Annotated in this window: 29 protein-coding genes; 19 read left to right on the forward strand and 10 right to left on the reverse strand. The window is 36.1% G+C overall.

All coding sequences use genetic code 11. The annotated features are described in order from the left end of the window. Positions 1–152: 152 nt before the first annotated feature. The 3 genes from ACX9TM_RS04250 to ACX9TM_RS04260 are packed head-to-tail and all read right to left on the reverse strand — an operon-like array spanning position 153 to position 3,108. A complete protein-coding gene (locus tag ACX9TM_RS04250; protein ID WP_001986269.1) occupies positions 153–1,307 on the reverse strand; it encodes an ABC transporter permease in 1,155 nt (384 codons plus the stop codon). 26 nt (positions 1,308–1,333) lie between these two features. Then, positions 1,334–2,008 carry an ABC transporter ATP-binding protein gene (locus ACX9TM_RS04255; protein ID WP_000609104.1) on the reverse strand — a complete coding sequence of 225 codons (675 nt, stop codon included), beginning with the start codon at positions 2,006–2,008 and terminating at the stop codon, positions 1,334–1,336. Further along, a complete protein-coding gene (locus ACX9TM_RS04260; protein ID WP_000728807.1) occupies positions 2,005–3,108 on the reverse strand; it encodes an efflux RND transporter periplasmic adaptor subunit in 1,104 nt (367 codons plus the stop codon). The genes ACX9TM_RS04255 and ACX9TM_RS04260 overlap by 4 nt, the downstream gene beginning before the upstream one ends. A gap of 211 nt (positions 3,109–3,319) precedes the next feature. On the opposite strand from ACX9TM_RS04260, the gene ACX9TM_RS04265 reads away from it, so the two are divergent. The 3 genes from ACX9TM_RS04265 (at position 3,320) to ACX9TM_RS04275 (ending at position 6,028) form a co-directional block, all read left to right on the forward strand. Continuing rightward, on the forward strand, positions 3,320–4,054 hold the full coding sequence (locus tag ACX9TM_RS04265) for a YwaF family protein (RefSeq protein WP_000388698.1): 735 nt from the start codon (positions 3,320–3,322) through the stop codon (positions 4,052–4,054). A 101-nt stretch (positions 4,055–4,155) separates the two neighbouring features. Then, complete coding sequence (locus tag ACX9TM_RS04270; protein ID WP_000239670.1) at positions 4,156–5,022, forward strand: ABC transporter permease subunit; 867 nt, start codon at positions 4,156–4,158, stop codon at positions 5,020–5,022. 1 nt (position 5,023) lies between these two features. Next, positions 5,024–6,028, forward strand: a complete 1,005-nt coding sequence (locus ACX9TM_RS04275) for an ABC transporter permease (RefSeq protein WP_000269966.1) — start codon at positions 5,024–5,026, stop codon at positions 6,026–6,028. Between the two features lie 41 nt (positions 6,029–6,069). Here the strand turns inward: ACX9TM_RS04275 and brnQ2 are convergent, their stop codons facing one another. The 4 genes from brnQ2 to ACX9TM_RS04295 all read right to left on the reverse strand — a co-directional run bounded on the left by brnQ2 (position 6,070) and on the right by ACX9TM_RS04295 (position 8,673). Beyond that, complete coding sequence (gene brnQ2, locus ACX9TM_RS04280; protein ID WP_001260934.1) at positions 6,070–7,386, reverse strand: branched-chain amino acid transport system II carrier protein BrnQ2; 1,317 nt, start codon at positions 7,384–7,386, stop codon at positions 6,070–6,072. A 217-nt stretch (positions 7,387–7,603) separates the two neighbouring features. Continuing rightward, positions 7,604–8,173, reverse strand: coding sequence for a spore coat protein CotJC (gene cotJC / locus ACX9TM_RS04285; protein ID WP_000265278.1), 570 nt, complete (start codon positions 8,171–8,173; stop codon positions 7,604–7,606). Between the two features lie 12 nt (positions 8,174–8,185). Further along, complete coding sequence (gene cotJB / locus ACX9TM_RS04290) at positions 8,186–8,449, reverse strand: spore coat protein CotJB (protein WP_001075543.1); 264 nt, start codon at positions 8,447–8,449, stop codon at positions 8,186–8,188. Between the two features lie 8 nt (positions 8,450–8,457). Beyond that, positions 8,458–8,673, reverse strand: coding sequence for a spore coat associated protein CotJA (locus tag ACX9TM_RS04295; RefSeq protein WP_000362187.1), 216 nt, complete (start codon positions 8,671–8,673; stop codon positions 8,458–8,460). A gap of 34 nt (positions 8,674–8,707) precedes the next feature. Between ACX9TM_RS04295 and ACX9TM_RS04300 the strand changes: the two genes are divergently transcribed. Further along, positions 8,708–9,136, forward strand: a complete 429-nt coding sequence (locus ACX9TM_RS04300; RefSeq protein WP_162837398.1) for a VOC family protein — start codon at positions 8,708–8,710, stop codon at positions 9,134–9,136. A 14-nt stretch (positions 9,137–9,150) separates the two neighbouring features. Next, positions 9,151–9,930, forward strand: coding sequence for a DUF2935 domain-containing protein (locus ACX9TM_RS04305; protein WP_000440988.1), 780 nt, complete (start codon positions 9,151–9,153; stop codon positions 9,928–9,930). An 18-nt stretch (positions 9,931–9,948) separates the two neighbouring features. On the opposite strand, the gene ku is transcribed toward ACX9TM_RS04305, so the two are convergent. Continuing rightward, complete coding sequence (gene ku / locus ACX9TM_RS04310; protein WP_000557740.1) at positions 9,949–10,761, reverse strand: non-homologous end joining protein Ku; 813 nt, start codon at positions 10,759–10,761, stop codon at positions 9,949–9,951. 351 nt (positions 10,762–11,112) lie between these two features. On the opposite strand from ku, the gene ACX9TM_RS04315 reads away from it, so the two are divergent. The 4 genes from ACX9TM_RS04315 to ACX9TM_RS04330 all read left to right on the forward strand — a co-directional run bounded on the left by ACX9TM_RS04315 (position 11,113) and on the right by ACX9TM_RS04330 (position 12,849). Further along, the gene (locus ACX9TM_RS04315) at positions 11,113–11,394 is read left to right on the forward strand and encodes a YkvA family protein (protein ID WP_000733844.1); all 282 of its coding nucleotides are present in this window, start codon (positions 11,113–11,115) and stop codon (positions 11,392–11,394) included. 17 nt (positions 11,395–11,411) lie between these two features. After that, a complete protein-coding gene (locus tag ACX9TM_RS04320) occupies positions 11,412–12,017 on the forward strand; it encodes a DedA family protein (protein ID WP_000435017.1) in 606 nt (201 codons plus the stop codon). Between the two features lie 98 nt (positions 12,018–12,115). Then, positions 12,116–12,484 (forward strand): DUF3992 domain-containing protein, encoded by a 369-nt coding sequence (locus ACX9TM_RS04325; protein ID WP_001277537.1) that lies wholly within the window; start codon positions 12,116–12,118, stop codon positions 12,482–12,484. A gap of 20 nt (positions 12,485–12,504) precedes the next feature. Further along, on the forward strand, positions 12,505–12,849 hold the full coding sequence (locus ACX9TM_RS04330; protein ID WP_000525819.1) for a DUF3992 domain-containing protein: 345 nt from the start codon (positions 12,505–12,507) through the stop codon (positions 12,847–12,849). Positions 12,850–12,905: 56 nt separating this feature from the next. Here the strand turns inward: ACX9TM_RS04330 and ACX9TM_RS04335 are convergent, their stop codons facing one another. Then, positions 12,906–13,289 carry an S-Ena type endospore appendage gene (locus tag ACX9TM_RS04335; protein ID WP_232306849.1) on the reverse strand — a complete coding sequence of 128 codons (384 nt, stop codon included), beginning with the start codon at positions 13,287–13,289 and terminating at the stop codon, positions 12,906–12,908. On the opposite strand from ACX9TM_RS04335, the gene ACX9TM_RS04340 reads away from it, so the two are divergent. The 4 genes from ACX9TM_RS04340 to ACX9TM_RS04355 all read left to right on the forward strand — a co-directional run bounded on the left by ACX9TM_RS04340 (position 13,174) and on the right by ACX9TM_RS04355 (position 16,609). Further along, positions 13,174–13,422 carry a hypothetical protein gene (locus ACX9TM_RS04340; protein ID WP_002025365.1) on the forward strand — a complete coding sequence of 83 codons (249 nt, stop codon included), beginning with the start codon at positions 13,174–13,176 and terminating at the stop codon, positions 13,420–13,422. The two genes, ACX9TM_RS04335 and ACX9TM_RS04340, sit on opposite strands and share 116 nt — an antisense overlap. A gap of 261 nt (positions 13,423–13,683) precedes the next feature. Continuing rightward, positions 13,684–16,143 (forward strand): LamG-like jellyroll fold domain-containing protein, encoded by a 2,460-nt coding sequence (locus ACX9TM_RS04345; RefSeq protein ID WP_065382195.1) that lies wholly within the window; start codon positions 13,684–13,686, stop codon positions 16,141–16,143. Positions 16,144–16,222: 79 nt separating this feature from the next. Continuing rightward, a complete protein-coding gene (locus ACX9TM_RS04350) occupies positions 16,223–16,426 on the forward strand; it encodes a hypothetical protein (protein ID WP_000435797.1) in 204 nt (67 codons plus the stop codon). Between the two features lie 12 nt (positions 16,427–16,438). Then, positions 16,439–16,609, forward strand: coding sequence for a hypothetical protein (locus tag ACX9TM_RS04355; protein ID WP_001174839.1), 171 nt, complete (start codon positions 16,439–16,441; stop codon positions 16,607–16,609). Between the two features lie 28 nt (positions 16,610–16,637). On the opposite strand, the gene bcaP is transcribed toward ACX9TM_RS04355, so the two are convergent. Next, a complete protein-coding gene (gene bcaP, locus ACX9TM_RS04360; protein ID WP_210734248.1) occupies positions 16,638–18,098 on the reverse strand; it encodes a branched-chain amino acid transporter BcaP in 1,461 nt (486 codons plus the stop codon). 105 nt (positions 18,099–18,203) lie between these two features. On the opposite strand from bcaP, the gene ACX9TM_RS04365 reads away from it, so the two are divergent. The 6 genes from ACX9TM_RS04365 to ACX9TM_RS04390 all read left to right on the forward strand — a co-directional run bounded on the left by ACX9TM_RS04365 (position 18,204) and on the right by ACX9TM_RS04390 (position 24,310). Beyond that, entirely contained in the window at positions 18,204–19,427 is a 1,224-nt protein-coding gene (locus ACX9TM_RS04365) for a cation:proton antiporter (protein WP_060852387.1), read from the forward strand. A gap of 124 nt (positions 19,428–19,551) precedes the next feature. After that, complete coding sequence (locus ACX9TM_RS04370) at positions 19,552–19,866, forward strand: hypothetical protein (RefSeq protein ID WP_000704958.1); 315 nt, start codon at positions 19,552–19,554, stop codon at positions 19,864–19,866. Between the two features lie 29 nt (positions 19,867–19,895). Then, on the forward strand, positions 19,896–20,759 hold the full coding sequence (locus ACX9TM_RS04375) for a MurR/RpiR family transcriptional regulator (RefSeq protein WP_000648175.1): 864 nt from the start codon (positions 19,896–19,898) through the stop codon (positions 20,757–20,759). A 155-nt stretch (positions 20,760–20,914) separates the two neighbouring features. Then, the gene (gene murQ, locus ACX9TM_RS04380) at positions 20,915–21,799 is read left to right on the forward strand and encodes an N-acetylmuramic acid 6-phosphate etherase (protein ID WP_000892327.1); all 885 of its coding nucleotides are present in this window, start codon (positions 20,915–20,917) and stop codon (positions 21,797–21,799) included. A 24-nt stretch (positions 21,800–21,823) separates the two neighbouring features. Beyond that, a complete protein-coding gene (locus ACX9TM_RS04385) occupies positions 21,824–23,188 on the forward strand; it encodes a PTS transporter subunit EIIC (protein ID WP_065381884.1) in 1,365 nt (454 codons plus the stop codon). A gap of 48 nt (positions 23,189–23,236) precedes the next feature. Beyond that, positions 23,237–24,310: a DUF871 domain-containing protein gene (locus tag ACX9TM_RS04390; protein ID WP_065381885.1), complete on the forward strand. Its 1,074-nt coding sequence runs from the start codon at positions 23,237–23,239 to the stop codon at positions 24,308–24,310. Positions 24,311–24,370: the final 60 nt, after the last annotated feature.

Consider the following 24,370-nt stretch of genomic DNA (forward strand, 5'->3'; position numbering starts at 1 on the left):
TTTTGCAATAATAGAATTAGATAATAGCCTTAGTACCTATAAATAATGAAGAGTATTAGAATGGTAGTTGTAACGTGAAACATATATAATAGAAGAAACTCAATTTAGTAGATAAATAAAAAACGCGGGAGTGTAAACTCCTACGTTTTTGTTTATTCATATCGTAAACATTCAATTGGATCCAGTTTGGCAGCTTTGTTAGCTGGCAGTAAACCGAATATAATACCGATTAACATTGAGATACCTACTGCAAGAAGTCCAAGTTCTTTTGAGACAACGAGTGGCCATCCAGCAAAGATTGAGACGATCCAAGCGAAGAAAATACCGAGCATGAATCCGATGAAACCACCAAGTCCTGTTAATATACAAGATTCGATTAAGAATTGTGTTAATACTTTACCACGTGTTGCACCAAGTGCTTTACGAATACCAATCTCACGTGTACGTTCTGTTACAGATACGAGCATGATGTTCATTACACCGATACCACCAACAAGTAAGGAGATAGCGGCAATACCACCGAATACCATTTTCATCATACCGATTGATTCGTCTAGTTGTTTCGTAAATTCACCTAAATCTTGTGCTTCGAATTTGTGCTCAAATTTAGGAGCTTTCATTTCGTTTAAGACAGAAACAGCTTGTTTTTCTACACTTTTACGTTCTGTCGGAGAGGTCATTGTTAATCTTACAGAGTCATACTCATTTACTCCTGAAATGACGGGCGCATTTTCGAGTGATGTATAACCTTCAGGCATAGGCATTCCAAAGTCATTTTTCGTTTCGTATACACCAACTATTTTATACGGCTTTCCTTTTATATCTGTGTATTGATTTGATTCCCAACCACTACTAAATAATTTGTTGAAAGCTTCTTCATTTAATATAACAGCAGGGATTGCTTGATTTAGTTCACTGTCATTTAATTCACGACCGTGAACTAATTTTATTTTCGAATCTGTCATAAAGGCGCCTGTTCCACCTTTTAAATCAAGATTTACATCTTTTGAACCAGCAGATGCTTTTACTTTCATACTTACGTCTGGATACACATCTTTAACGCCTGGTACAGTTTGCAGACGGTTTAGCATATCAGGTGTGATTTTGGCACTATCTGTTCCGTAATCAGGATTGTTGTAGTAAATCGTTACTTCGTTATCTTTTCCTTGGCCTAATTCTTTTTTAAACTTTGCGTTTGTACCATCACCCATTGAAATGATAGTAATAATGGCACTAATACCGATAATAATACCTAACATCGTTAAGATAGAACGCATTTTATGAGCAAAGATAGAGGAAAGGGCCATGCGTATATTTTCACTCGTATTCAAAATTAACCTCTCCAATCTTGGACGATATTTCCGTCACGAATTACAATTTGACGTGCTGCAGCTTCCCCGATTTCACGGTCATGGGTAATCATAATGATTGTTGAGCCTTGTTTATTTAATTCGTAAAAGAGGTCCATAATTTGTGTACTTGTTTTCGTATCAAGTGCTCCCGTCGGTTCATCGGCTAAAATGAATTTCGGGTTATTTACGATTGCGCGGGCAACGGCGACACGTTGCTTTTGACCACCGGATAATTCGTTCGGTAAGTGAGTAGCGCGATCAGCTAAACCGACTTTTGTTAAAGCGGCTAATGAGCGCTCGCGTCTTTCTTTTTTATCGACTCCAGCGTAAATAAGAGGTAGTTCTACATTTTGAAGCGCTGTAAGTCTCGGTAATAACATGAAGTTTTGGAATACGAATCCGATCTCTTTATTACGTACGTGTGCAAGTTCTGTTTCAGTCATGTTTGAAATATTTTGACCGGCTAGTTCGTACGTACCTGTCGTCGGTTTATCTAAGCAACCGATAATGTTCATTAGTGTTGATTTACCAGAACCAGAAGGTCCCATAATTGAAGTGAATTCTCCTTGGTTCAGTGTTACGTCAATTCCGTGTAATATTTGAACGGACTCTGCACCATTTTGGAAGGATTTCGTGATGCCTTTTAAGTTAATCACTGGGCGACAACCTCCATACCATCTTTTAAGTCTTTTTCAGGTTTAGAGATAATTTCCTCTCCTTTTTTCACTCCAGAAACTTTTGCTTCGCTATCAGTCTCGAATTCAACAGTAACTGCTTGTTCTTTCGCCTTACCGTCTTTTACAACGAAGACAACATTTTTGTCACCTTTTTTCACGATACTGCTTTTCGGAACAATTGTACCAGTTGCTTCGCCAGATTTACTTGTTACGTAAACGTGGAAGCCGTTTTGTAATTCGTCACTATTATCTAATGTGACAGTGAATTGATAGTTAGAAACAGTTTTATTTTCATCCATGCTCTTTAATGGTGTAGAACCGATTTCTGTTACTTTTCCTGTCCAAGTCTTACCAGCGACAGTTTTTGATGAAACAGTTACTTCTTGCCCAACTTTCATACTAGCAAGCTCATATTCAGAAATTTGACCTTTTACTTTAAATTGACCAGCGTGACGAAGAGTAATTCCGCTCATACCTGTTTTTTCGTCAGCAGTTTTTACGATATCATCAATTACGCCATCAGCAGGACTTGTTACAGAAAGATTGTTTACTTTCTCTTTTGCTGCTTTAATCATTTCATCAGCTTTTTCAACTTCAAACTTTTTCATTTCAATTTGTGATTCTAATTGCCCAACTTCGGCTTCTGATGCTTTTAATGCTTCAGCAGGAAGGCCTGCATTTTTATCTTTTTGTAATTTTTGTTTCGCTACATCAATTTGTTTTTGGAGCAACGTTACTTCTTTTTGTGCGATTTTCTTTTGCATTTCTGCTTCTGTTACACCTTGTTTCGCAGTCGGATCATTGTATTTAAATAGAAGCTGACCTTTTTTCACTTCATCGCCTTTTTTCACAGCTAATTCATATGTTCCTTTTGTTGGATCGAATGAAATAGTTTCAATTCCATTTGGAATAACTTCGCCACCAAATTTTTGCGCGTTTTGGATTTGTTTTTCGGTTACTTTATATCCGCTATATGCCATTGCTACATCTGAACCGCCACCAGCAAATGCAAAGTATGATCCAGCTGCAATTCCGATTGCTACTACACTAGTAATTAACACTTTATTTTTCTTCTTCATCTATTTATCACCTTTTCGTTCGTTTTAGTATCTACATTAAGTATAGAAGAGGTAAAGAATCTGACAAATCGTTTTAGCTTACAATAACCTTACAGTTTTGTAAGGTATGAATATGTAAATGTAAGGTAGAGGTTGTCCTAGTGTAAGCAAATGAATTGACTCGTCGTTTCTTTCTTACAATAATATTGTATGGAGGAAAGGAGGAAGGAAGATGGAAGCTTATTTTAGCGCACACCCATTAAAACCATTTATTCCATACTCAAGGCAACATGCCCTTATATTATTTATTATGTTGGTGGGGATATTTTTTCTGTATCAATACCAAGATGTATTACGTCAAAGTGAGTGGAATATAACGGTTCGATATGCAATTGCATTTTTATTTATAGGTAGTGAAATTGGGCTTCATATGTGGGAGTGGAAAGCGGGGATTTTTGAGCTAGCTACTTCATTACCGTTTGAATTATGTACGATTAGTTTATTATTAGCGTCGATTATGATCGTAACGAAAAGTTACCGCATATATGAGATTGTATTTTTCACGGGAATTATTGGTGCATCACAAGCTATTTTAACGCCAAACTTGCAGTATGCTTTTCCGCATTTTCGTTTCATTGAATATTTTATCGCGCATATATTGCTCATTTGGGCACCACTCTTTATGACTTGGGTGGAAGGCTATAGACCGACCTTGCAATCTATTAAGCGTACGATGATATTTTTAAACATATTGATTCCGCTTGTTTCGTTTGTGAATTATAAAACAGGCGGTAATTATATGTTTTTAGCTCATAAGCCAGAAACAGCTTCATTACTCGATATGTTAGGACCGCATCCTTACTATATTATTTCATTAGAACTCGCAGCGCTTATTGGGTGTTTTATTTTGTATATGCCGTTTGCAAAAAGAGAAAGGCATGCGCATAAAGAATCACTAGGATCATAACCTAGTGATTTTTTATGTTTGAATATTTACAATTCAGAAAATTAAGAATAAAATTAGAGAGTAAAATATAAAGTAAAATATAAAGAGAGAGAAGGGAAAACGTGGTCAAAAAAGTTTTTCTGAATGGGATGGAAGTGACAATTCAATTTATTATTTCGATTTTGGGGATTATTATGTTAGGGGCTCTGCCGAAATTGTTTTATGGATTTAAGCTGGATGTATCAAAGTACATACAGAGTTTAAAAGAAGTGTTTGTGAACTTAATGGATATTTCCAATTTGCAATATGTGAAAGGTAAATTTTTATTTCCGCAGCTGTTCGTCCATTATAAAGAAACGATTATTATTTTTTTAGCTGCTTTTTTTATTTCATTATTTGTAGCATTTTGTATTGTTTATGTAATTATGAGTAGTTCACCGCGTATACAACATCGAATTAAATCATTTCTTATCTTCCTAGAATCTATTCCAGATATCCTTCTTATTTTAGTATCACAAATTTTAGTTATATGGTTTTTTAAACAAACAGGTTTTTTACCTTTTCAAATTGCTTCAATTGGAGGCGAGTCAATTAGAGGATTGCCGATACTTTGTTTGAGCATCCCGACTACGATTATGTTTGTAAAAATGGTCGTGCTTCGTTTTGAAAATGAACTAGAAAAAGATTATGTACTATTTGCTAAGGCGAAAGGGCTGGGGCGCTTTCATATTTTAAATCGTCATATTTTACGAAATGTGTTGCTTAGTACATTATTCTTTGCGAAAACGAATATCTTTTTTATGTTATCTAATTTATATATTATAGAATGGATTTTTAATACGGGTGGTATTTTTATGTTTTTGAAATCTTATTTTGGTATTAGAGTTGAGGTTTTCATCGTTAGTGTGCTTCTTATATATATTCCGATTTTTATTTTATTTAAATTGTTTCATTATCTCATTCCGGCTGCGATGAAGGAGAGATTATAATATGTGGACGTATATAAAACGTGATAAAAGATTTTGGATAAGCATTGGGTTTCTTCTCCTATTAGTTCTTTTGAGCATCGGAAATACGTTATGGAATGATGGACATATTAGACAAGTTACATTGCAATATGATGCGGATGAAAATCCACAAGTGCCACCGTTTTCACCTTCATTCCAATTTTTACTCGGGACAGATCGGAAAGGATACGACCTTTTACATTTAGTTATTGAAGGCGCGAAGTGGACGATTGGTATATCTATTTTAATTGCGGCACTTAGAATGGTAATAGGTGTGTTTTTCGGTGTCGTACTCGGAACGTATATAAAAAGAGGATTTTCAAAAATTGAGGCTTTCTTTGATAGTTTTACAGTTATTCCGACAGTTATGATTGCGTATTTTTTTCTTCAATCTGCAAATGCATTTGGAAGCGGGGAGGAAACAACAACCTTTTTTGAAAGGGCTTCGTTTCAAGTTGTCTTACTTGTAATGCTTGTAATGCCAGTTATTGCACTGTATGTTGCGAAGGAAGTTCGTAAATTGCGAACGGAGGAATTTGTTGATGCCGCACGCATATTAGGTGGATCGAGAAGACATATTGTTATAAAGCATCTTTTCCCGCACCTTTATATGACGTTTATACTTGTATTTTTTCAGCAGTTTACGCAGACTCTTACTATTTTACTGCACTTAGGGTTACTAGAAATATTCTTTGGCGGAACGGTTAAGTTTTTAGGACCGATAGAAGAAATAGAATCTTACACACATGAATGGTCAGGGCTAATTGGAGTCTATTTTAGATCTTTAACAGTGCATCCATGGATTCCTCTCGTCCCAATTACATTTTTCGGGCTTACCATTTTTTCAGGAAATATGATTGTAAAAAGTCTAGAAGAGGCGATGTTGAAAGTTCGATTAGGGGGAGAGATAAAGAAGGAAGTTGTAGAAGAGGAACAATCTGCTGTACAGTCAAAGGAAGAGTTGTTTACGTTTAAACATACGATGTGAAGAGAAAAAGAAGCAAGCATGGATTTCATGCTTGCTTCTTTTTACTTTGCAGAAACTTCACCTTCAGCTTCTGTTTGCGGAATAAAGTATCCGATTATACCACCAATTATTGCTGGAACGATCCAGCCGATTCCTAAGTTATAAAAAGGAATCGTGTGTACGATATTAGCGATAAAACTTGGTATCATTCCCACATTATCGAGTGCATGAATACAGCTAATAATGAATGCTGCGATCATTGCTCCGATGTAGACAGAAGGTTTACGTTTCGTATATTTATCGATAAATGATACGAAAATTAAAATGATTGTAATTGGGTACAAAATAATTAATACAGGTAGTGTGATTTTAATTAATAAGCTTAATCCTAAGTTTGAAATAACGAAACTAAAGATACAAACGTATAGTACGAGCTTTTTGTAAGAAACATTTGTTAATACTGTTGCGAAATAGTTGGCGAATGCACTTACAACACCAATTGCTGTTGTTAAACAAGCGAAGATAATGGCGATACTTAATAAAACATTACCGCTTGTCCCAAAGAATTGGTACATAACAGTTGCTAATAGTTGACCACCGTTCTCGAATTGTCCCAAGTTTCCGTTTGAAGCTCCGATATAACCGAGTAAGAAGTAAACAATTGTTAAGAATAGAGCAGCGATACTTCCGCAAATGATTGTATATTTCGCGATAGATTTCTTCTCTTGTATACCGTTTTGACGAATTGCATTTACAACAATTGTTGATAGTACGAGAGCGCCAATTGCATCTAACGTTAAAAATCCTTCAAGAAATCCTTTGAAAAACGGGATGTCTTTATAGTCACCGATAGGCTCTGCAAACGTTCCTGGTGAAAGAATCGCTTTTGTTGCCATAATTGCAATAATTACAAGTAAAATTGGCGTTAATATTTTACCAATATGATCTACTAGCTTGGATGGATTTAATGATAAGAAGTAAACGACTGTAAAGAAAATCGCACTAAAAACTAACATAGAATACCATTGATCTGGGAAAAGTGGTGCAATCCCAATTTCATAAGATACAGATCCAGTTCGTGGAATAACAAATAGTGGGCCGATTGAAAGATAAATAATGATAGCGAATACTGCTGCGAATTTTGGATGAACACGGCTCGCTAAAGTGTTAAAACTACCACCAGCAAGGGCAACAGCAACGATAGCAAGTAAAGATAAACCGACGTCTGTAATAATAAACCCTGTAATGGAAACCCACATATTTTCTCCGGAAGAAAGACCAAGAAGGGGCGGGAAAATCATATTACCAGCACCGAAGAAAACTGCGAATAGTAATAAACTAATCGAAAGTATTTGCGCTGGTTTCAAAGTTGTACGCATATAAAGAAAATCCTCCTAATGAGTATTTTTGTCGAAAATTCAAATAATTTGTCGAGTAACTGTTATTATTTTAAAGGTCTGATGACTAGAAAGCAATAGGGAATTTTGAAAAAATTAAAAAATAATGCATTAAATCGAATAAATATACTATTTGTATGTTTAATAGGGAGGATTTAACTTTTAACGTAAAAAAACACATATCGCTAGGATATGTGTATTAAAAATATATTTTTCTATCGCGTTCTTCTTTTAAAATTTCAACGGCTTCTCGGAAGCGTTGTGAATGGACAATTTCTCGTTCGCGTAAAAAGCGTAAGCTGTCATTTATGTCGGGATCGTCAGATTGGTTGATAAGCCATTGATATGTGGCACGCGCTTTTTCTTCAGCCGCAATATCTTCGTATAGGTCGGCAATTGGATCACCTTTAGCTTGTATATAGGTTGCAGTAAATGGAACACCAGCTGCGTTATGGTAATGAAGTGCGCTGTCATGATCGACGTAATGAGGGTCGAGACCAGCTGCCTTCATCTGTTCAGGAGTCGCATCTTTTGTCAGCTTATAAACCATCGTAGCAATCATTTCAAGATGCGCAAATTCTTCTGTACCAATATCGGTAAGGAGGCCAATGACTTTATCCGGGATTGTATAACGCTGATTTAAGTAACGTAGTGCAGCAGCTAATTCTCCATCTGCACCACCGTATTGCTCAATTAATAATTTTGCAAGTGCTGGATTACAAGTTCCTACTTTAACAGGGTATTGTAATTTTTTTTCATAAATCCACATAGTTTCTCTCCTTTATATTTGCCATGGCCAAGGACCTTTGCTCCATTCCCAAGGGGCATTAGAATAGCTATTTCCATACTGTTGAAGCGGTCCATATTTTTCTTCCATCTGTTGTTTTAATACTCTTCGTTTATAGGAAAAATCATTAAATTGGTTAATAGCTGCTGTATCGTCTGGGTGGGTGTCTAAGTAAAGGGTTAGTTCAACTAATACAAAGTCTAATTCTTGGAGATTCTCTAAAAGTCGATAATACTCTTCTGGTAGTGGCTGGTTCACGTCAGTAGTCACCGCCCTTTTTTATAAGGATTTTCGTAATAATCATAAAAGATAGGCCATAAGGTTCCTTTTTGTAGTGCTTCTTTCGGTGAGAATTGTGGTAAATTTGGCGGTTGAAAACCTAAATATAAATTAGGAGGGGTAGAGTAATATTTTTTACCAATAGGAGGACAAGGATCTTGAGGACTATGATATGGCACATATGATTTCATATATTTATCCATTAATAAACCTCCCTATATTCTTCATCACTACGTATTGTATTCAGACATAATAGGCCTTTATGACACATATAAAAAAGTAATAGGTACGGGGGGAATGAATGTGGAGAATGTGAAACAATTCATTGTATTGGAAGTGAAAAACTTAAAGGAAACTTTGTATTTTTATGAAGGGATTTTAGGAATCAAGCCTAGTTTAGAAAGACCCCAATTAGATGTAACAGGGGTTTGGTATGATGCTGATTCAATGAGAGTTAGTTTTGTAATGAATCGTAGTTTGGGTGGGCGGGAGAAGAGTGTTACGGATTCGGTTGATGTACTAATGTTTTCAATTTCTAACATAGAGAACTTAAAGAAGAGGTTAGTGTTTTATAAAATTGCATATACAGAAAACAAAAGTGAGAAGAGTATTGTAGTACAAGACCCAGATGGATATAAAATTCAAGTGATAGAGAAGGACGAATAAACGGAGGGGATTTAGTGGAGAGGAATTATGAAGAAAGTGCATTGTTTGAGCATCAATTTTGGCTAAAGGTGCTTACTGATCATTCGCAATTTTTACTTGATGCATTAGCTCCGAAGGAAAAAGAGGATATAAAAAAGGCCACTTATTTTGTTGAAACATTTACGAATCTGTTAAATAAAGTTCGTAATGTGAATCTCATTGCGTTTTCAAAAGAGGCAGAACGAGCCGCAAAGGAAATACGAACGTTTAAATTAAGTATTATACAGAAACAACTCGAGGGAAAAATCACTATTCATTTTACGCCAACTTTCATCAATCATATGGTAAACGAAGTAGAAGAGTATATAACAGTGTTAGAATTTTTAAATAAAGGAGAAGTTCCGCCTGTTTTTCATGAATTACATTATCATCTCGTTTGGTTAACGGATGCGGCTGGCCATGCAGGGTCTATTTCTGGTGGATTAGATCTTGTTGAAAAAAGATTAAAAGAGAAAAGCGAAGAATTTACGAAGCACTTTGAACAATTTTACTTAAAGGCAGTTGAAATGACGGGGTATTTACGGACAGAGCTTCATCATTTTCCTGCATTAAAGAAGTTTACAAAAGATGTTTCACTTGAGTTAAAATTATTTTCGCATTTTCTCCATGAGGTCGAAGAGCTGGAGTTATCGAATGAAATATTAAGTGCATTATCTGCTAGAATGGCGGATCATATGGCAAGAGAAGAATGTTATTACTTATTAAAATTAGCGCAATCGTCTGGACTTGAGATGCCAAAATGTAATCCGCTTTAAAGAGAAAAGAGGTCAATTTTATTTGGCCTCTTTTTCTGCTTTATTTTCTCTTTTTATTTTTGCTTGTTCAATACTTGCCTGTAATGTCTCCATAATATTGATGATGTTTGGAGTTGGAGAGATTGTTTCGGTTTTTTCCTGTTGTTCAATTTTGTTTTCGATTAGTTCGGTAAGGGCTTCTTTATACTCATCTGTATACATCTCTTGTTCAAAAGGATTTGTAAGATGGTGGATTAAATTGATTGCTGCTGTGAGTTCTTGTTTTTGAATCGGATAATTTTCGTTACTTGGTAAGTTAGGTGTATTTGTTATATCGCGAATTTCATTAGGGTAGTGAATAGTTTGTAATATAAGCCCATCTTCAAAGTTACGGATAATAGCTAAATGTTGTTTTTTTCTAATGGAAATATGGATAAGACCAAGTTTATTCGTACGTTCAAGTGCTTCTTTTAATAATAAATATGATTTTTCATGTCCTGAGGTAGGGCCTATAAAATAAGAACGATCGTAGAGAACAGAATCAATTTCGTTATTTTGGACAAAAGATATAATACGAATAGATCTTGGTTCGTGAGCTTTTTGCAACTCAGCTAATTCTTTTTCATCCATAATAATGTACTTATGAGGTGCGTATTCATAGGCTTTTACAATATCTTTATCATCAATTTCTTCATCCGTACAATCAGGAGCAAATTTTTTATATTTAATAGGTGTTAAGCATTCTTTATGAAGACTTAAAAATTTTATATCGTTTTCTTCTACGGCACTGTATAGTTTGATTCCTATATTTAATAGTCCAAGTGAAAGGGCACCTTTCCATACGGTATGCAAATGAAGCCTCTCCTTTCATTCAAAAATGATTATGTATATTATGAGATAGTAAGAAATTTCCTATACGTTTTTTGTTTTTACGGAATGTTAAGCAGGAGGATGTGGGATATAAAATATATTGACAAGCCCTTCAAAATATTTTAATGTGATTGTATAAAATTGTGTATATAAAGGGGAGTAACTTATTACAGTAAAGTCGTCATTACAGGGAGAAACCCTCGGCTTTATTGGCAACGTTTCGTTGTTAGTGAGACCTTTACCAGCAATGGTAAAGGCCCCTTATTGTCTTTTTTAGGACCCTTACCATGTTTGGTAGGGGCCTTTTTGTATACAAAGAGAGGAGATATAAAAATGAAAAAACTTATTAGTAGATTAAGAGTTGTATTTCATGTTCGCCGATTTGTTCCATTCCTATTTGACTTTTTCACTTCAAAAGAGGTTTCAATAAAGAAGAAAATTTTATCTATTGCGTTTTTAGTTGGTTATGTTGCGATGCCGCTCGATTTAATTCCAGACTTCTTACCGTTTATCGGTATTTTAGATGATATTGGAATTGTATTATTTATTTTGAACCGAATTGTAAAAATGGCGCCAGTTCAATTACAAGAAAAGCATAACGTAAACGTAGGATAGGAGTTGGGGTAGAAAATATGGAGCAAATTATTTTAGATATAATCGAGTTTTTAAAGCAATTTTCTTATTTTGGAGTTGTGTTAGCATTAACGTTTGAATTTATTCCAGCAGAAGTAGTTTTGCCCATGGTTGGGTATTGGGTGTACGAGGGAGATATGAATTTTTGGCTTGCTGTATTAGCCGGAACCCTCGGCGGAACGACAGGACCTTTAACGTTATATGCACTCGGTTATTACGGTGGTCGTCCTCTATTAATAAAATACGGGAAATACTTCTTCATTAAAGAAGAACAAATTCAAAAAGCAGATGATTTCTTTGAGAAATATGGACCGGTTGTAGCATTTGTTGGACGCTTTGTGCCAGGAGTTCGAACGCTTATTTCTGTTCCATGTGGTATGGCGAAAATGAACATATGGAAATTTAGCATATATACATTTGTAGCAATGTTCCCGTTAACGACTTTGTATGTTTATTTTGGAATGAAATTAGGTCCACATTGGGAAAAGGCAGCGGACGTTGTTGGACAATATATGCTACCAATATTAGGAGGCGTTATTCTTATCGTTGCTAGTATCTTTGTCTATAAATATATGAAGAAAAGAAATAAAACGGAATCTATTTAGTCATTTGAATATTTTTTGAAAATAGATGAATAGTACAGGCAAAAGACTCTGAGGGACATACACATATAGGGAATATAAAAGAGAGAGGGGAAACAACTATGTCTTGTGAGTGCTCAGGGTCAGCATTAACTTGTTGTCCAGATAAAAATTATGTGCAAGATAAAGTGTGTAGTCCGTGGTCTGCTACTGTAGTTGCAACAGCAATTGATAATGTTCTCTATACAAATAATATTAACCAAAACGTAATTGGTACTGGCTTTGTTAAATATGATGTTGGACCAGGCCCAATTACTGTAGAGGTACTTGATTCTGCTGGGGGTACAATTGATACACAAACATTAAACCCAGGAACGAGTATTGCTTTTACGTATCGCCGCTTTGATAGTATACAAGTTGTGTTACCTGCAACACCTGCTGGAACGTATCAGGGAGAATTTTGTATTACAACACGTTATCCACTTTCATAGCAGAATAGGAGAGGATCGAAATGGGAATGAGAAGTTCCAGTTTGTCTTGTTGTTCTAATAAAACACTTGTGCAAGACCAAGTATGTACAGACTGGTCTATTACAGGTGCTGGTACTCAAATTGTATATACAAATAATATCACGCAAGAAGTATATGGTTCAGGTTACGTGAAGTATGATGTAGGTGCCAACCCGATTACAGTTGATTTTTTAGTAGGTGCAACAGTGGTTGATACAATTACTGTACAACCACAAAGTAGTGGTACTTTCACTGTCCGATATTTTACTACTGTCCGAATTACTACGACAGGAACGACTGTTAATCAAGGAGAGTTTTGTATTACAGTACGTTATCCAATCTCATAAAAAGCATACCGTGAACGGTATGCTTTTTATATTAAGGAAATAATGAAATTGGTATTCTATAAGCAACATGTAAATTCGCAACAGTACTTGCCTTCTAAATATAGTGAAGGATTACTTGTTATATTGATAATATTGATCGACTGTAGGTCTTTTCCTGTGTACGATATTGTATTACCAGGAAACACAGTGAAAATATTGGTTACTGTTCCAACGATTTGAATTGTAATTGCTTCGTTGCTGCTAGTACTATTGTAAACCGAGACAGTACCTGATATAAGTAGTATCCCATCACTTTGCCATAGTATCATTAATTGTGATGTATCTTTGGCAGAGGAGATGGTGTTATTAGTTATGAGGAAATTCCCTGCAAATTCATTTGTTACTCGCTCGCAATTTGGATTTGGAGGAGGGGGCGGTGGACAAGGGTCTGGACAAATAATAGATAAAGGAGCGAAACAGCCGATATTTTTTTTATTCTTCAATACAACCCCTCCTTTTAAGTTGTCTTTTATTACTATTAAATGTAAAAGCATGGCCGATGTGTTAAAAAAAGAAGGAAATATTAAAAATTAAGATTGTCTAATAGGCTTAAACCTTAACTTATCATTAGTGTTATAGAAAAGATTATATGTGAATAGTCATAGGAAAAGAATGATCAGACTCTTTTAGACAAAAGGTGGTTGTATACAATAGTACGAGTAATGTTGAACTTAATTTCTAATTAACTGTATATTTACAAAAATCTAATAAAGTTCATTTGTTATTTAAACGACATTAACATGTATTAGATAAAATAGCCCTTGTAATGAATCAATTATTATGAGGAGGATTCACGTGGACAGAAATGCTTTAAGAAAAGTAAAAGGCCTTATTGGATTATTAATGGTTTTTGTATTAGCATTCGTATCATTTCCATGGAGTACATCAGTCAAGGCGGAAGAGAAAAAGCAAGAAAAGGCATCAAGTGAGAAGAAGATAGTTTTTCCAGTTGTAAGTGATGTGCATATTAAAAACAGTGGAACAGATGATACGTTTCGCTGGAAAAGAGCGATTGAACAGTTTAATACACTAGCACCAAAGCAAGATGCATTTGTTATTGTAGGTGATTTCACAGATACAGGATCAGTGCAGCAATATGATCGTTTCATGCAAGTGTATAATGAAAATGCAAATAAAGATGCCGTGAGAATGAATTCTCTTGGTAACCATGATTATTGGAACGGTTTATCTGTAGAGGGCGCACAGAAGCGTTTCTTAGAAAAAACAGGTATGGAATCAATTTATTATCATAAAGTGGTAAAAGGTTATCACTTCCTTGTTATGTCTCCAGAGAATGGAACAACTCATGGCTATTATTCGGACAAGCAAATTAATTGGTTAAAAGAAGAAATGGCAAAAGCGCAAAAAGATGATCCAGAAAAACCGATTTTTATATTTTTACATCAACACATTAAAGAGACAGTATACGGTAGTCATGAATGGGGAACACAAGATAGCGCAAAAATTAATGCAGTATTAAAAGAATACCCACAAGTTATTACGTTTTCAGGTCATTCACATTATCCATTAGATGATCCGAGATCGATACATCAAAAAGACTTTACATCAGTTGGTACATCTTCAGTAAGTTATATGGAAGTTGAAGGTGGTAAAGTACAAGGGAATATCCCGCCAGGAGCTAGTACGTTAAGCCAAGGTTTATTAGTAGAAGTAGATGATAAAGAAGTAACGATTAATCGTCGTGATTTCCATACGAATTCTTGGACAGGCGAGCCTTGGAAAATTAAATTACCAGCAAAGAAAGACACATTTACACATGTAGAAGATCGTGATAAAGAAAAGCCTTACTTTGCTAAGGATGCAAAGCTTGCTGTATCAAATGTAACAGAAAATGCGGCAACAGTAACATTCCCACAAGCATTGGACAACCTCCTTGTTCACTCTTACCGTGTGCAGGCTAGAGATAAGCAAACGGGTGAAATAAAAAATAAATTGTTAGCATTCTCAGAGTTTTATCGTGATCCAGTGCCGAAAGATCTTACGTTTACGCTTGCGGGGTTAGATGGCGGGAAAACATATACACTTGAAGTCGTTGCAATTGATTCGTTTGGTAATGAAAGTGTGCAGCCGTTAACGGCAGAAATTACTACGAAAAAAGATGATATTGATCCGAATGTAAAAGTGCCAAAGGCTGATGTTTTTGATGTGAATTTTGCAGATGGTACATTTAAAGACAATTCACCATTTGGAACAAAAGGTGATGTGAAGGGCAATGTGACTATTGAATATGATAAAGCATTGAAAAAGAATGTTATGAAGTTAAACGGACAATCTAATACATTTGGATACCTTCCATTTTCAGCAGCACAAAAAGAGAAAGTAGCAAATACATTTACGTTAGAAACGGTATTTTCAATGAATCAAATCCGTGGACAAGGTATTTTGCAAAATACAGAGAGCGGTGGAATTGGATTTGAGTCTACCGGAAGCGGCTATGTTGAATTATGGGCTCACATTGGCGGCAGTTATAAACGTGTTGGAGTTCAATTAGAAGCAAACAAAACATATCACTTAACAGGAACGTATAACGGAAGTGAAGTAGCTATTTATGTCGATGGTAAAAAAGTAAATAGCCAACCAGCTACTGGGAAAGTATATCATCCAAATGTACCATTTGTACTTGGAGCGGATCCTGATAGTAACGGCAATGGTGGTATTCCGTTAAACGGTAAAATCGCGCTTGCGAAATTATATAGTAAAGCGTTAAGTTCTTCAGAAGTATTAGCAGCGTACAATGAGTTTTCTAACCGTACGAAGTTAGAGCAAGTAAATGCGTTATATGAAGAACTTGGAAAAGTAAAAGAAGTGTTAGCTGGTACGTATGAGTTTGGTGATAAGCCAGGTCAATATTCAAAGGAAGCATTTCAAGAACTAGAGAAAAGCTATAATAATGCAAAACAAGTGTTTGAAAATATAGGAAGTACGGGAGAGCAAATCGTTCAAACATATAACGAATTAAAAACAGCTAATGTAACATTTGTACAATCTAAAGTAGTAGAACAACCGAAAACACCGAAAGAAAAATTACAAATCAATATTGAATCTGCAAAAGTAGTAGTGAAAAAAGCGCAAGATGCAAATGTAACGGACGGTTCAGTGAAAGCACTGAGTCAAAAAATTACAGTGGCCGAAGCTGTAGTGAAAGATGTAAAAGTAAAAGATGCACAGGTAGAAACGATGAATCGTACATTAGAGTATACGATTTCACTCGTTGAAAAAAGCATAAACAAGTAAGAGAGAAGAAAAGAAGCTTATCATGATAGGCTTCTTTTTTGTTATACTAAAAATAGCATAGAATGAAGGAGCGAATAATTTGGAACAGAAAAAGCTAAAAAGAATTCTTGAATATGTATGGATCGCGGTTGTGCTCCTTGTAGGATATTATTTCTTAAAAGAAAAAAGTATATGGGTTTTATTTTTAATGACGTTTTTATTAGCGGGTTTAGGCACGTTATTTATTAATTTCTTCTTTGATAGTTTAAATGCCTGGAAGAATAAAAAGAAGGGAACGAAGTAAAGGAGGGAATATATGCAAAAGTGGAAGCTCATATATCAGGTGATTATTTTCCTATTGCTTGTAGGTATTGGAATTGTGAAATACGCAACGCCAATAGGAAATTGGGCATGGTTTACAGCTTGCATCGGCATATTTTTCATTTTACAATCGTTGACGAAAAAATATAATAGTACAGAAAGATAGCTCGCCGCTAAAACGGCGAGCTATTTTGTTATGCTTTTTTCTTTTCATCATTTGTTTTTTCAATAGCTAAATGACTATGTTTCCTAGAGTAGAAGAAATAGAAGCATAAGCCGACCATAAGCCAAACTGCAAAGCTAATCCATGTTGTTTTAGACAAATTGATCATTAAATATAAGCAGCAAAGAATCGCGACAACTGGTAATACAGGTACGAAAGGTGTACGGAATCCACGTTTTAAATCAGGGTGTGTTTTTCGTAAAATAAGTACTGCGCAGCAAACGAATGTAAAGGCTGTTAACGTACCGATGTTTACTAAATTCGCTAGCAAATGTAAGTCTAAAAGGCCTGCTAATAAAGCAGCAACAACGCCAGTAATCCACGTATTTAATAAAGGGATTTTTACTTTTTTATTTACACGTGCTAACGCTTTTGGAAGTAAACCGTCACGGCTCATCGCATACGAAACGCGAACTTGTCCATACATAACGACTAAGAGAACGGTTGTCATTCCAGTCATCGCTCCAACAGCGAGTAGTCCTGCAATTGTATCCTCACCAACGAAATGCAATGCAAATGCAACTGGATCAGAAACGTCTAATTGCGTATAAGGAACCATACCTGTTAAAACGAAAGATACGATCATATATAAAACAGTACAAATAAGAAGAGAACCGATAATACCAATTGGTAAGTCACGCTGCGGTTTTTTCGTTTCTTCTGCAGCTGTTGCGATTGCATCAAATCCTAAGAAGGCGAAGAACACAGTGGCAGCCCCAGTAATAATACCGTCGTATCCGAATGGGATGAACGGTGTCCAGTTTTCAGGTTTTACATATTTTGCACCTGCTACGATAAAAGCGATAATAACGGCTAACTTAATAAGAACCATAATATTATTAATGCGTGCGCTTTCGCGTATACCAAAACTTAAAAGGCCTGTAATAAGAAGTAAAATACAGACAGCAGGTAAATCGATGAGACCACCTTTTCCTACGCCGGGGGCCGAGGCGATTATGGCGGGCAGGTGTATATTGAACCCTTGTAGTAATGATTGCAAATAACCAGACCAACCGACAGCTACTGCTGCAACGGCAAGTAAATATTCGAGCATTAAACACCATCCGACGATGAAGGCGACGACTTCTCCGACTGTCATGTATGCGTAAGTATACACACTTCCTGAGACAGGAATAGAAGAAGCAAATTCAGCGTAACAAAAGGCTACACAAGCACAAGTAAATGCAGCAATAAGGAATGATAGCATAATACCAGGACCAGAATGTTTTGCTGCAACAATACCTGTTAATACAAAGATCCCTGTCCCAATTACGGCGCCGATTCCTAAAAATGTTAAATCGAGTGCAGTTAATGTTCTAGCTAGCTGCTTTGGTGATTCAGTACTAAGCGCTTTTTTTCGTAATAATGACTTCACTTTGGACTCTCCCCCCGTTTTTTCATTTCCATAACTGCGACTATAGTATGAGTCCATTAAAAAAGAGTAAGTAAGGAAGTGGAGGTGCAGTTATGGTATGTAGTTTTTTAAAATTGCTGGATTAATCTTAATATAATTCAGAATATTTTGTCAAATAAAAATATGACAAATAAAATGCGGATCAATAGGGGAAACTACTTGCAGAAATGGACGGGGGTTAACGACCCACTGATTAAAGTTAAAGTAGGAGCAGATGCTATGTTATTTTATTTTGAACTTGTCGTCATTTTACTTTGTACGAAATTAGCTGGTGACATTAGTGTAAGACTTGGTCAGCCTTCTGTACTTGGTAAGTTAATTGTTGGTATTATTATCGGTCCGGCTGTACTTGGTATTATTAATAGTTCTGAACTGATTGATGAATTGAGTGAGATTGGTGTTTTGTTACTTATGTTTATGGCGGGACTTGAAACAGATTTAGAAGAGTTAAATCGGAATTTGAAATCGTCGTTTGCAGTAGCGGCCGGTGGAATTATTTTTCCTTTCATCGGTGGTTATGTAACAGGATTGCTGTTTGGATTAATACAATCCCATGCCATTTTTTTAGGGTTATTACTTTGCGCAACATCGGTTAGTATTACGGTGCAGACGCTACGTGATCTAGGAAAAATGAATACGAGAGAAAGTACAACCATTTTAGGTGCTGCCGTATTTGATGATGTCATTGTCGTTATTTTATTAGCATTTGTAATGAGTTTTTTAGGAACGCAAGATGTGAATATAACACTGGTCATTGTAAAGAAAATTATTTTCTTTGTAAGTATTGTTTTTATTGCTTGGAAAGTCGTTCCTTGGATTATGAAAATGCTTGTCCCGCTTCGTGTAACAGAAGCGTTAATTAGTGCAGCTCTTATTATTTGCTTCTCTTTTTCTTATTACAGTGAAATGATGGGAATTGCAGGCATTATTGGAGCATTCGCAGCAGGAATTGCTATTTCTCAAACAGAGTATAAGCATGAAGTGGAACATAAAATTGAACCGATTGCTTATGCAATATTTGTTCCAGTATTCTTCGTAAGTATCGGAATGGAAATTACATTTCAAGGCATTGGAAGTCAGCTTTGGTTCATTATTATTATGACTCTCGTTGCGATTTTCACAAAGTTAATCGGATCCGGCTTAGGCGCAAGACTGACAGGATTTAATCGCCAATCTTCTATCAGTATTGGTGCAGGGATGGTATCACGTGGTGAAGTAGCGCTTATCATCGCAGCAAATGGACTTACGGCGAATTTATTAGCGAAAGAAAATTTCACAGCGATTGTTATTGTTGTTATATTGACGACGATTATTACACCGCCACTTTTGAAGAAATATTTTGTATAGACAGGAAGGGCTTATCTGATGTAGGTAAGCTCTTTTTTTATTCCCAAAAGCAATGATCATATAGCATGAAGGGTTTGTAATTATGGTAAAATCTATGTATGTGATATGACAAGGAGAGGGAAGTGTGAAGATTACGAAGGAGAAGGTTATCGGTGTAATCGTACTTATTGCAGTATGTATACCATTTACTGCATGGAAAGAATCAAAAGTGAAAGATTTTCCGGTTTCTATTTTTTCGGAAGAAGCAGATGGTGAGTACGGTCAGAAGCTGAAATATACTGCTTTTTTACCTGATGTTGCGATTTGGATGAACGGTTGGGAAAAGAAGTGGACAGAGGGGGAAAGAACTGTTTATCAAAAAGGGAATCGCATTGTAAATGTGTTTCATCCTCCTGGCGATGATGGTTATTACCTTCTTGAAGCAAGAGAAAATAAGTGAACGCAACCGTAAGAAGTGGAGGTTAAATAGTGAAAGCTTCAACATTACTATTTAAAATTGAAAGTAATATGGATCAATTTTCACCAGCTGAGAAGAAGGTTGCCATGTACATAATGGAGAATGCAGAGATTGTACCGAATTTAACGACGAAAGAAGTGTCAACGAATGCAGGAGCAAGTGAAGCGAGTGTCGTTCGCTTTTGTAAATCGATTGGAATCGGAAGTTTTAAAGCATTTAAGATAGCACTCGTTCGTGAATTAACGATTGCTGATTATAATATTAACGATTTTTCAGTGATGAATACAGAAGATGGACCGTATGATTTATTTAATAAAGTTACTTATGTGAATAAAGCTGCAATTGAGGCGAGTGTTACTGCAATAGATAAGAGGGAACTTGAGAAAGCAGCGGATCGTATTGTCAATGCGGGCAAAATTATATTTTACGGAGTAGGCGGATCAGCTACACCAGCAATGGACGGGGCTTATAAATTTACGCGGCTTGGATTTACAGCGATGATGCTATCTGATTTTCATATGATGTTGCCACTTGTGACGAATTTAAAAGAAGGCGATATATTTGTTGCGATTTCAACATCTGGTCGAACGAGAGATGTGCTTGAAATGGCGCAGTATGCAAAGAGACAAGGTGCAACTGTTATTGGAATTACGAAGCTAGATCAATCATCCCCCCTATATAAAGAAGCGGACATTCGTCTTTGTATGCCAGATGTAGAACAAGATCATCGTATTGCAAGTATTGCGTCGAGAATGACGCAACTGAATATGATTGATGCTTTATATGTGATTACTTTCAACCGAATTGGTAATAAAGTATTGGATCAATTTATGGAGACGCGAGAAGAAGCGTTGCGGTTACGGAAGTTAAAGTAGAAGAAAAGATGAGGAGACTCATCTTTTTTATTATCTTTGACACAAATATGTCATGTTGTGAAATTTTATTTCATAAAATAAGAAAGTGTTATTGATTTTTAGTTTCTTAAAGTTATAATAAAAGTGTGAAATATAATTTCAAAGAGGGTGGAAATATGTTAGAAAATTTATCGACAGAACATCGTAATGAGAAAACAATGAAACTGGATGAAATGAGCATAAAAGAAGTGTTGCAAAGTATGAATGAAGAAGATCGAACTGTTGCGTTAGCAGTTGAAAAAGAGATAGAACAAATTGAAAAGGTTGTACAGACTGTTATTAAATCTTTTGAAGAAGAGGGACGCTTAATTTACATTGGTGCTGGTACGAGTGGTCGTTTAGGTATCCTAGATGCAGTGGAATGTCCGCCGACATTTGGAACGGATGATAAAATGGTGCAAGGATTTATAGCAGGTGGATTGAAAGCGTTTACTAAGGCGGTGGAAGGTGCCGAAGATCGCGAAGAGTTAGCAGAAGAAGATTTAAAAAGTATTGGATTAAATGAGAAAGATACAGTGATTGGAATTGCTGCCAGTGGCAGAACTCCTTACGTAATTGGCGGCTTGAAATACGCACAGAGCGTAGGAGCGAGTACAGCGAGTATTTCTTGTAATAAAAATGCTGAAATAAGTAAATATGCAAATTTAAATGTGGAAGTAGAAACAGGTGCAGAAATATTAACAGGATCAACGCGTTTAAAAGCTGGTACAGCACAAAAATTAGTGCTGAATATGATTTCAACAGCTTCGATGATTGGTGTAGGAAAAGTATATAAAAACTTAATGGTAGATGTTCAATCCACAAATGAAAAGTTAGTAGAACGGTCAAAACGAATTATTGTGGAAGCAACAGGCGCTAGTTATGAAGTAGCGGCAGAGTATTATGAAAAGGCAGAACGTAACGTAAAAGCTGCAATTGTTATGGTGTTGTTGCAGTGTGAATATGGGGAAGCACTGGAGAAACTAAAATACGCTAAAGGGTTTGTGAAGAAAGCACTATAAAATAATAGGGAGGGGGATTCTATTATGAAGAAAGAAGAGAGAATGGCCAAGGAAATTTCGGAGCAACTTGGAGGAATAAAAAATATTCGTAGTATTGCTCATTGTATGACGAGACTGCGATTAACGCTTCATGATGAAAGTAAAGTAAATATGGACCTTTTGAAAAAAGTTGAAGGCGTTATGGGTGTTATAGAAGATGAGACGCTTCAAGTTGTCGTTGGTCCGGGAACAGTAAATAAAGTGGCAGCTGAAATGGAAGGTTTGACAGGACTACGAATTGGTGAGGTAGCAGATCATCACCTTGAAGATATTGGGCAAGAGATGAAATCAGAGATTAAGAAGAAAAATAATACACCGGTGAAAAACTTTTTACGAAAAATAGGAAGTATTTTCATTCCGTTAATTCCAGGACTTGTTGCGTCAGGAATTATAAACGGGATTGCTAACTTTGCGAAAAACGCTGGTGCTGATCCAAATGCAACGTGGTTACAAATGTTACTACTCATTGGCGGCGGTATCTTTACATTCTTAGGAATTTTAGTCGGCTGGAATACAGCGAAAGAATTTGGCGGGACACCGGTTCTTGGGGCAATTGCTGGTATTTTAATTTTCAACCCGGCGATGGCAAACGTAAAATTGTTTGGTGAAGCATTAGTGCCCGGACGGGGCGGATTATTTGCAGTTATTTTTGCAGCATGGCTTATGGTTGTAGTGGAAAGACAAGTTCGAAAAGCAGTGCCAAACGCAGTTGATATTATCGTGACACCACTCATTACTGTATTAGTTGTAAGTATCGTAACGATGTTAGCCATTCAGCCATTAGCAGGTTTCTTATCAGATGGTATTACGAGCGGAATTAATGCTATTTTAAATATTGGCGGAGCATTTGCTGGCGCAGTACTTGCGGGAACATTTTTACCTCTCGTTATGGTCGGATTGCATCACGGTTTAACACCAATTCATATGGAATTTATTAATCAAACACACGTAACACCTTTATTACCAGTGCTCGCAATGGCTGGTGCTGGCCAAGTGGGCGCAGCAATTGCGATTTATGTGAAAACAAAAAACAAACGACTTCGAAATGTAATTAAAGGTGGATTGCCAGTTGGCTTTTTAGGAATTGGTGAGCCGTTATTATACGGGGTGACATTACCACTTGGGAAACCGTTTATTACTGCTTGTTTAGGAGCGGCTGTCGGTGGTGCATTCCAAGCAGTTATGCAAACAGCTTCTCTTGGAATTGGCGTATCAGGGCTATCTTTAATTCCGTTAATTGCTGACAATAAATATTTACTCTATTTCTTAGGTTTAGTAATTGCATATGCTTTCGGATTTATCTTTACGTACTTCTTCGGATTTAAAGAAGAAATGGCAGAAAACATATAGAGAAAGGGATTCCTTTCTCTTTTTCTATTAATAGAAAGGGAGATTTATATGATCGGAGTTTCCATTTATCTTTCAAAAGAACGAGTAGAGAAACAAGAAGAGTGGCTAAAAGTAGCGAAGGAAAATGGGTTTACATCTATTTTTACATCACTGCACATTCCAGAAGATGATCCAAATACGTATAAAGAGTTAATTCAAATATTGGGGAAACAAGCTCTTGCACATGAAATGGAGCTAATGGTTGATGTTTCTCCAAAATCGTTACACCATTTAGGGCTAACATATGAAAATGTGGAAGAGCTATTGGACTGGGGCATTACCGGTTTAAGAATGGATTACGGCATTGCGCCAAAAGAAATTGCAAGCGTATCTCATAAGATGAAAGTAGCTTTAAATGCGAGTACGATTACAAAGTCATTTTGGAAAAGCTTACTTGAAGAACGTATACGAGTAGAGAATGTAGAAGCATGGCATAATTTTTACCCACGTCTAGAGACAGGACTAGCAAAGTCCTTCTTACAAAAACAAAATCAATATTTACAGAAGTGCAGAATAAAGACGATGGCATTTATTCCAGGAGATGCGGAAAAACGAGGTCCGTTATATGAAGGGTTACCAACGTTAGAAAAACATCGCAATATGCGCCCGCTTGAAGCGTACTTAGAACTTGTTCAAGATTGTGGTGTTGATAAAGTATTGATTGGAGATATAAGCGCAAGTTTGGAAAGTATGCAAGAAGTAGCTAGTGCGAGTAGAGGGATTATTCCATTGCGTTACAAATCATTTATAACTGATAAAGAAGTATTAAAAGTGGTGGAGCAAGTGCATACAAATAGACTAGATCCAGCTCGTGATGTTATTCGATCTGTAGAATCAAGGGAAGGAAATAGAGTGGTGTTACAGCCGATGCATACAATTGTAAGAAAGAAAGGCAGTATTACAATTGATAATGAATTGTACGGTAGATATGCAGGGGAGATGCAAGTTGCTACACATGATTTACCTGTAGATGAGAAAGTGAATGTTGTTGGAATAGTTGTGGAAGAGGACGTTTCTTTACTGCCTTATATTGGCGCTGGAAAAATGTTTCAACTTTTTCTATGCGATAGAATAAAAGCTTGAATTAGCGCTATTTTGTAGGAAAACATTATCCGTAAAACGGATAATGTTTTTTGTTTTCTT

The organism is Bacillus sp. LH1, from assembly GCF_057924895.1.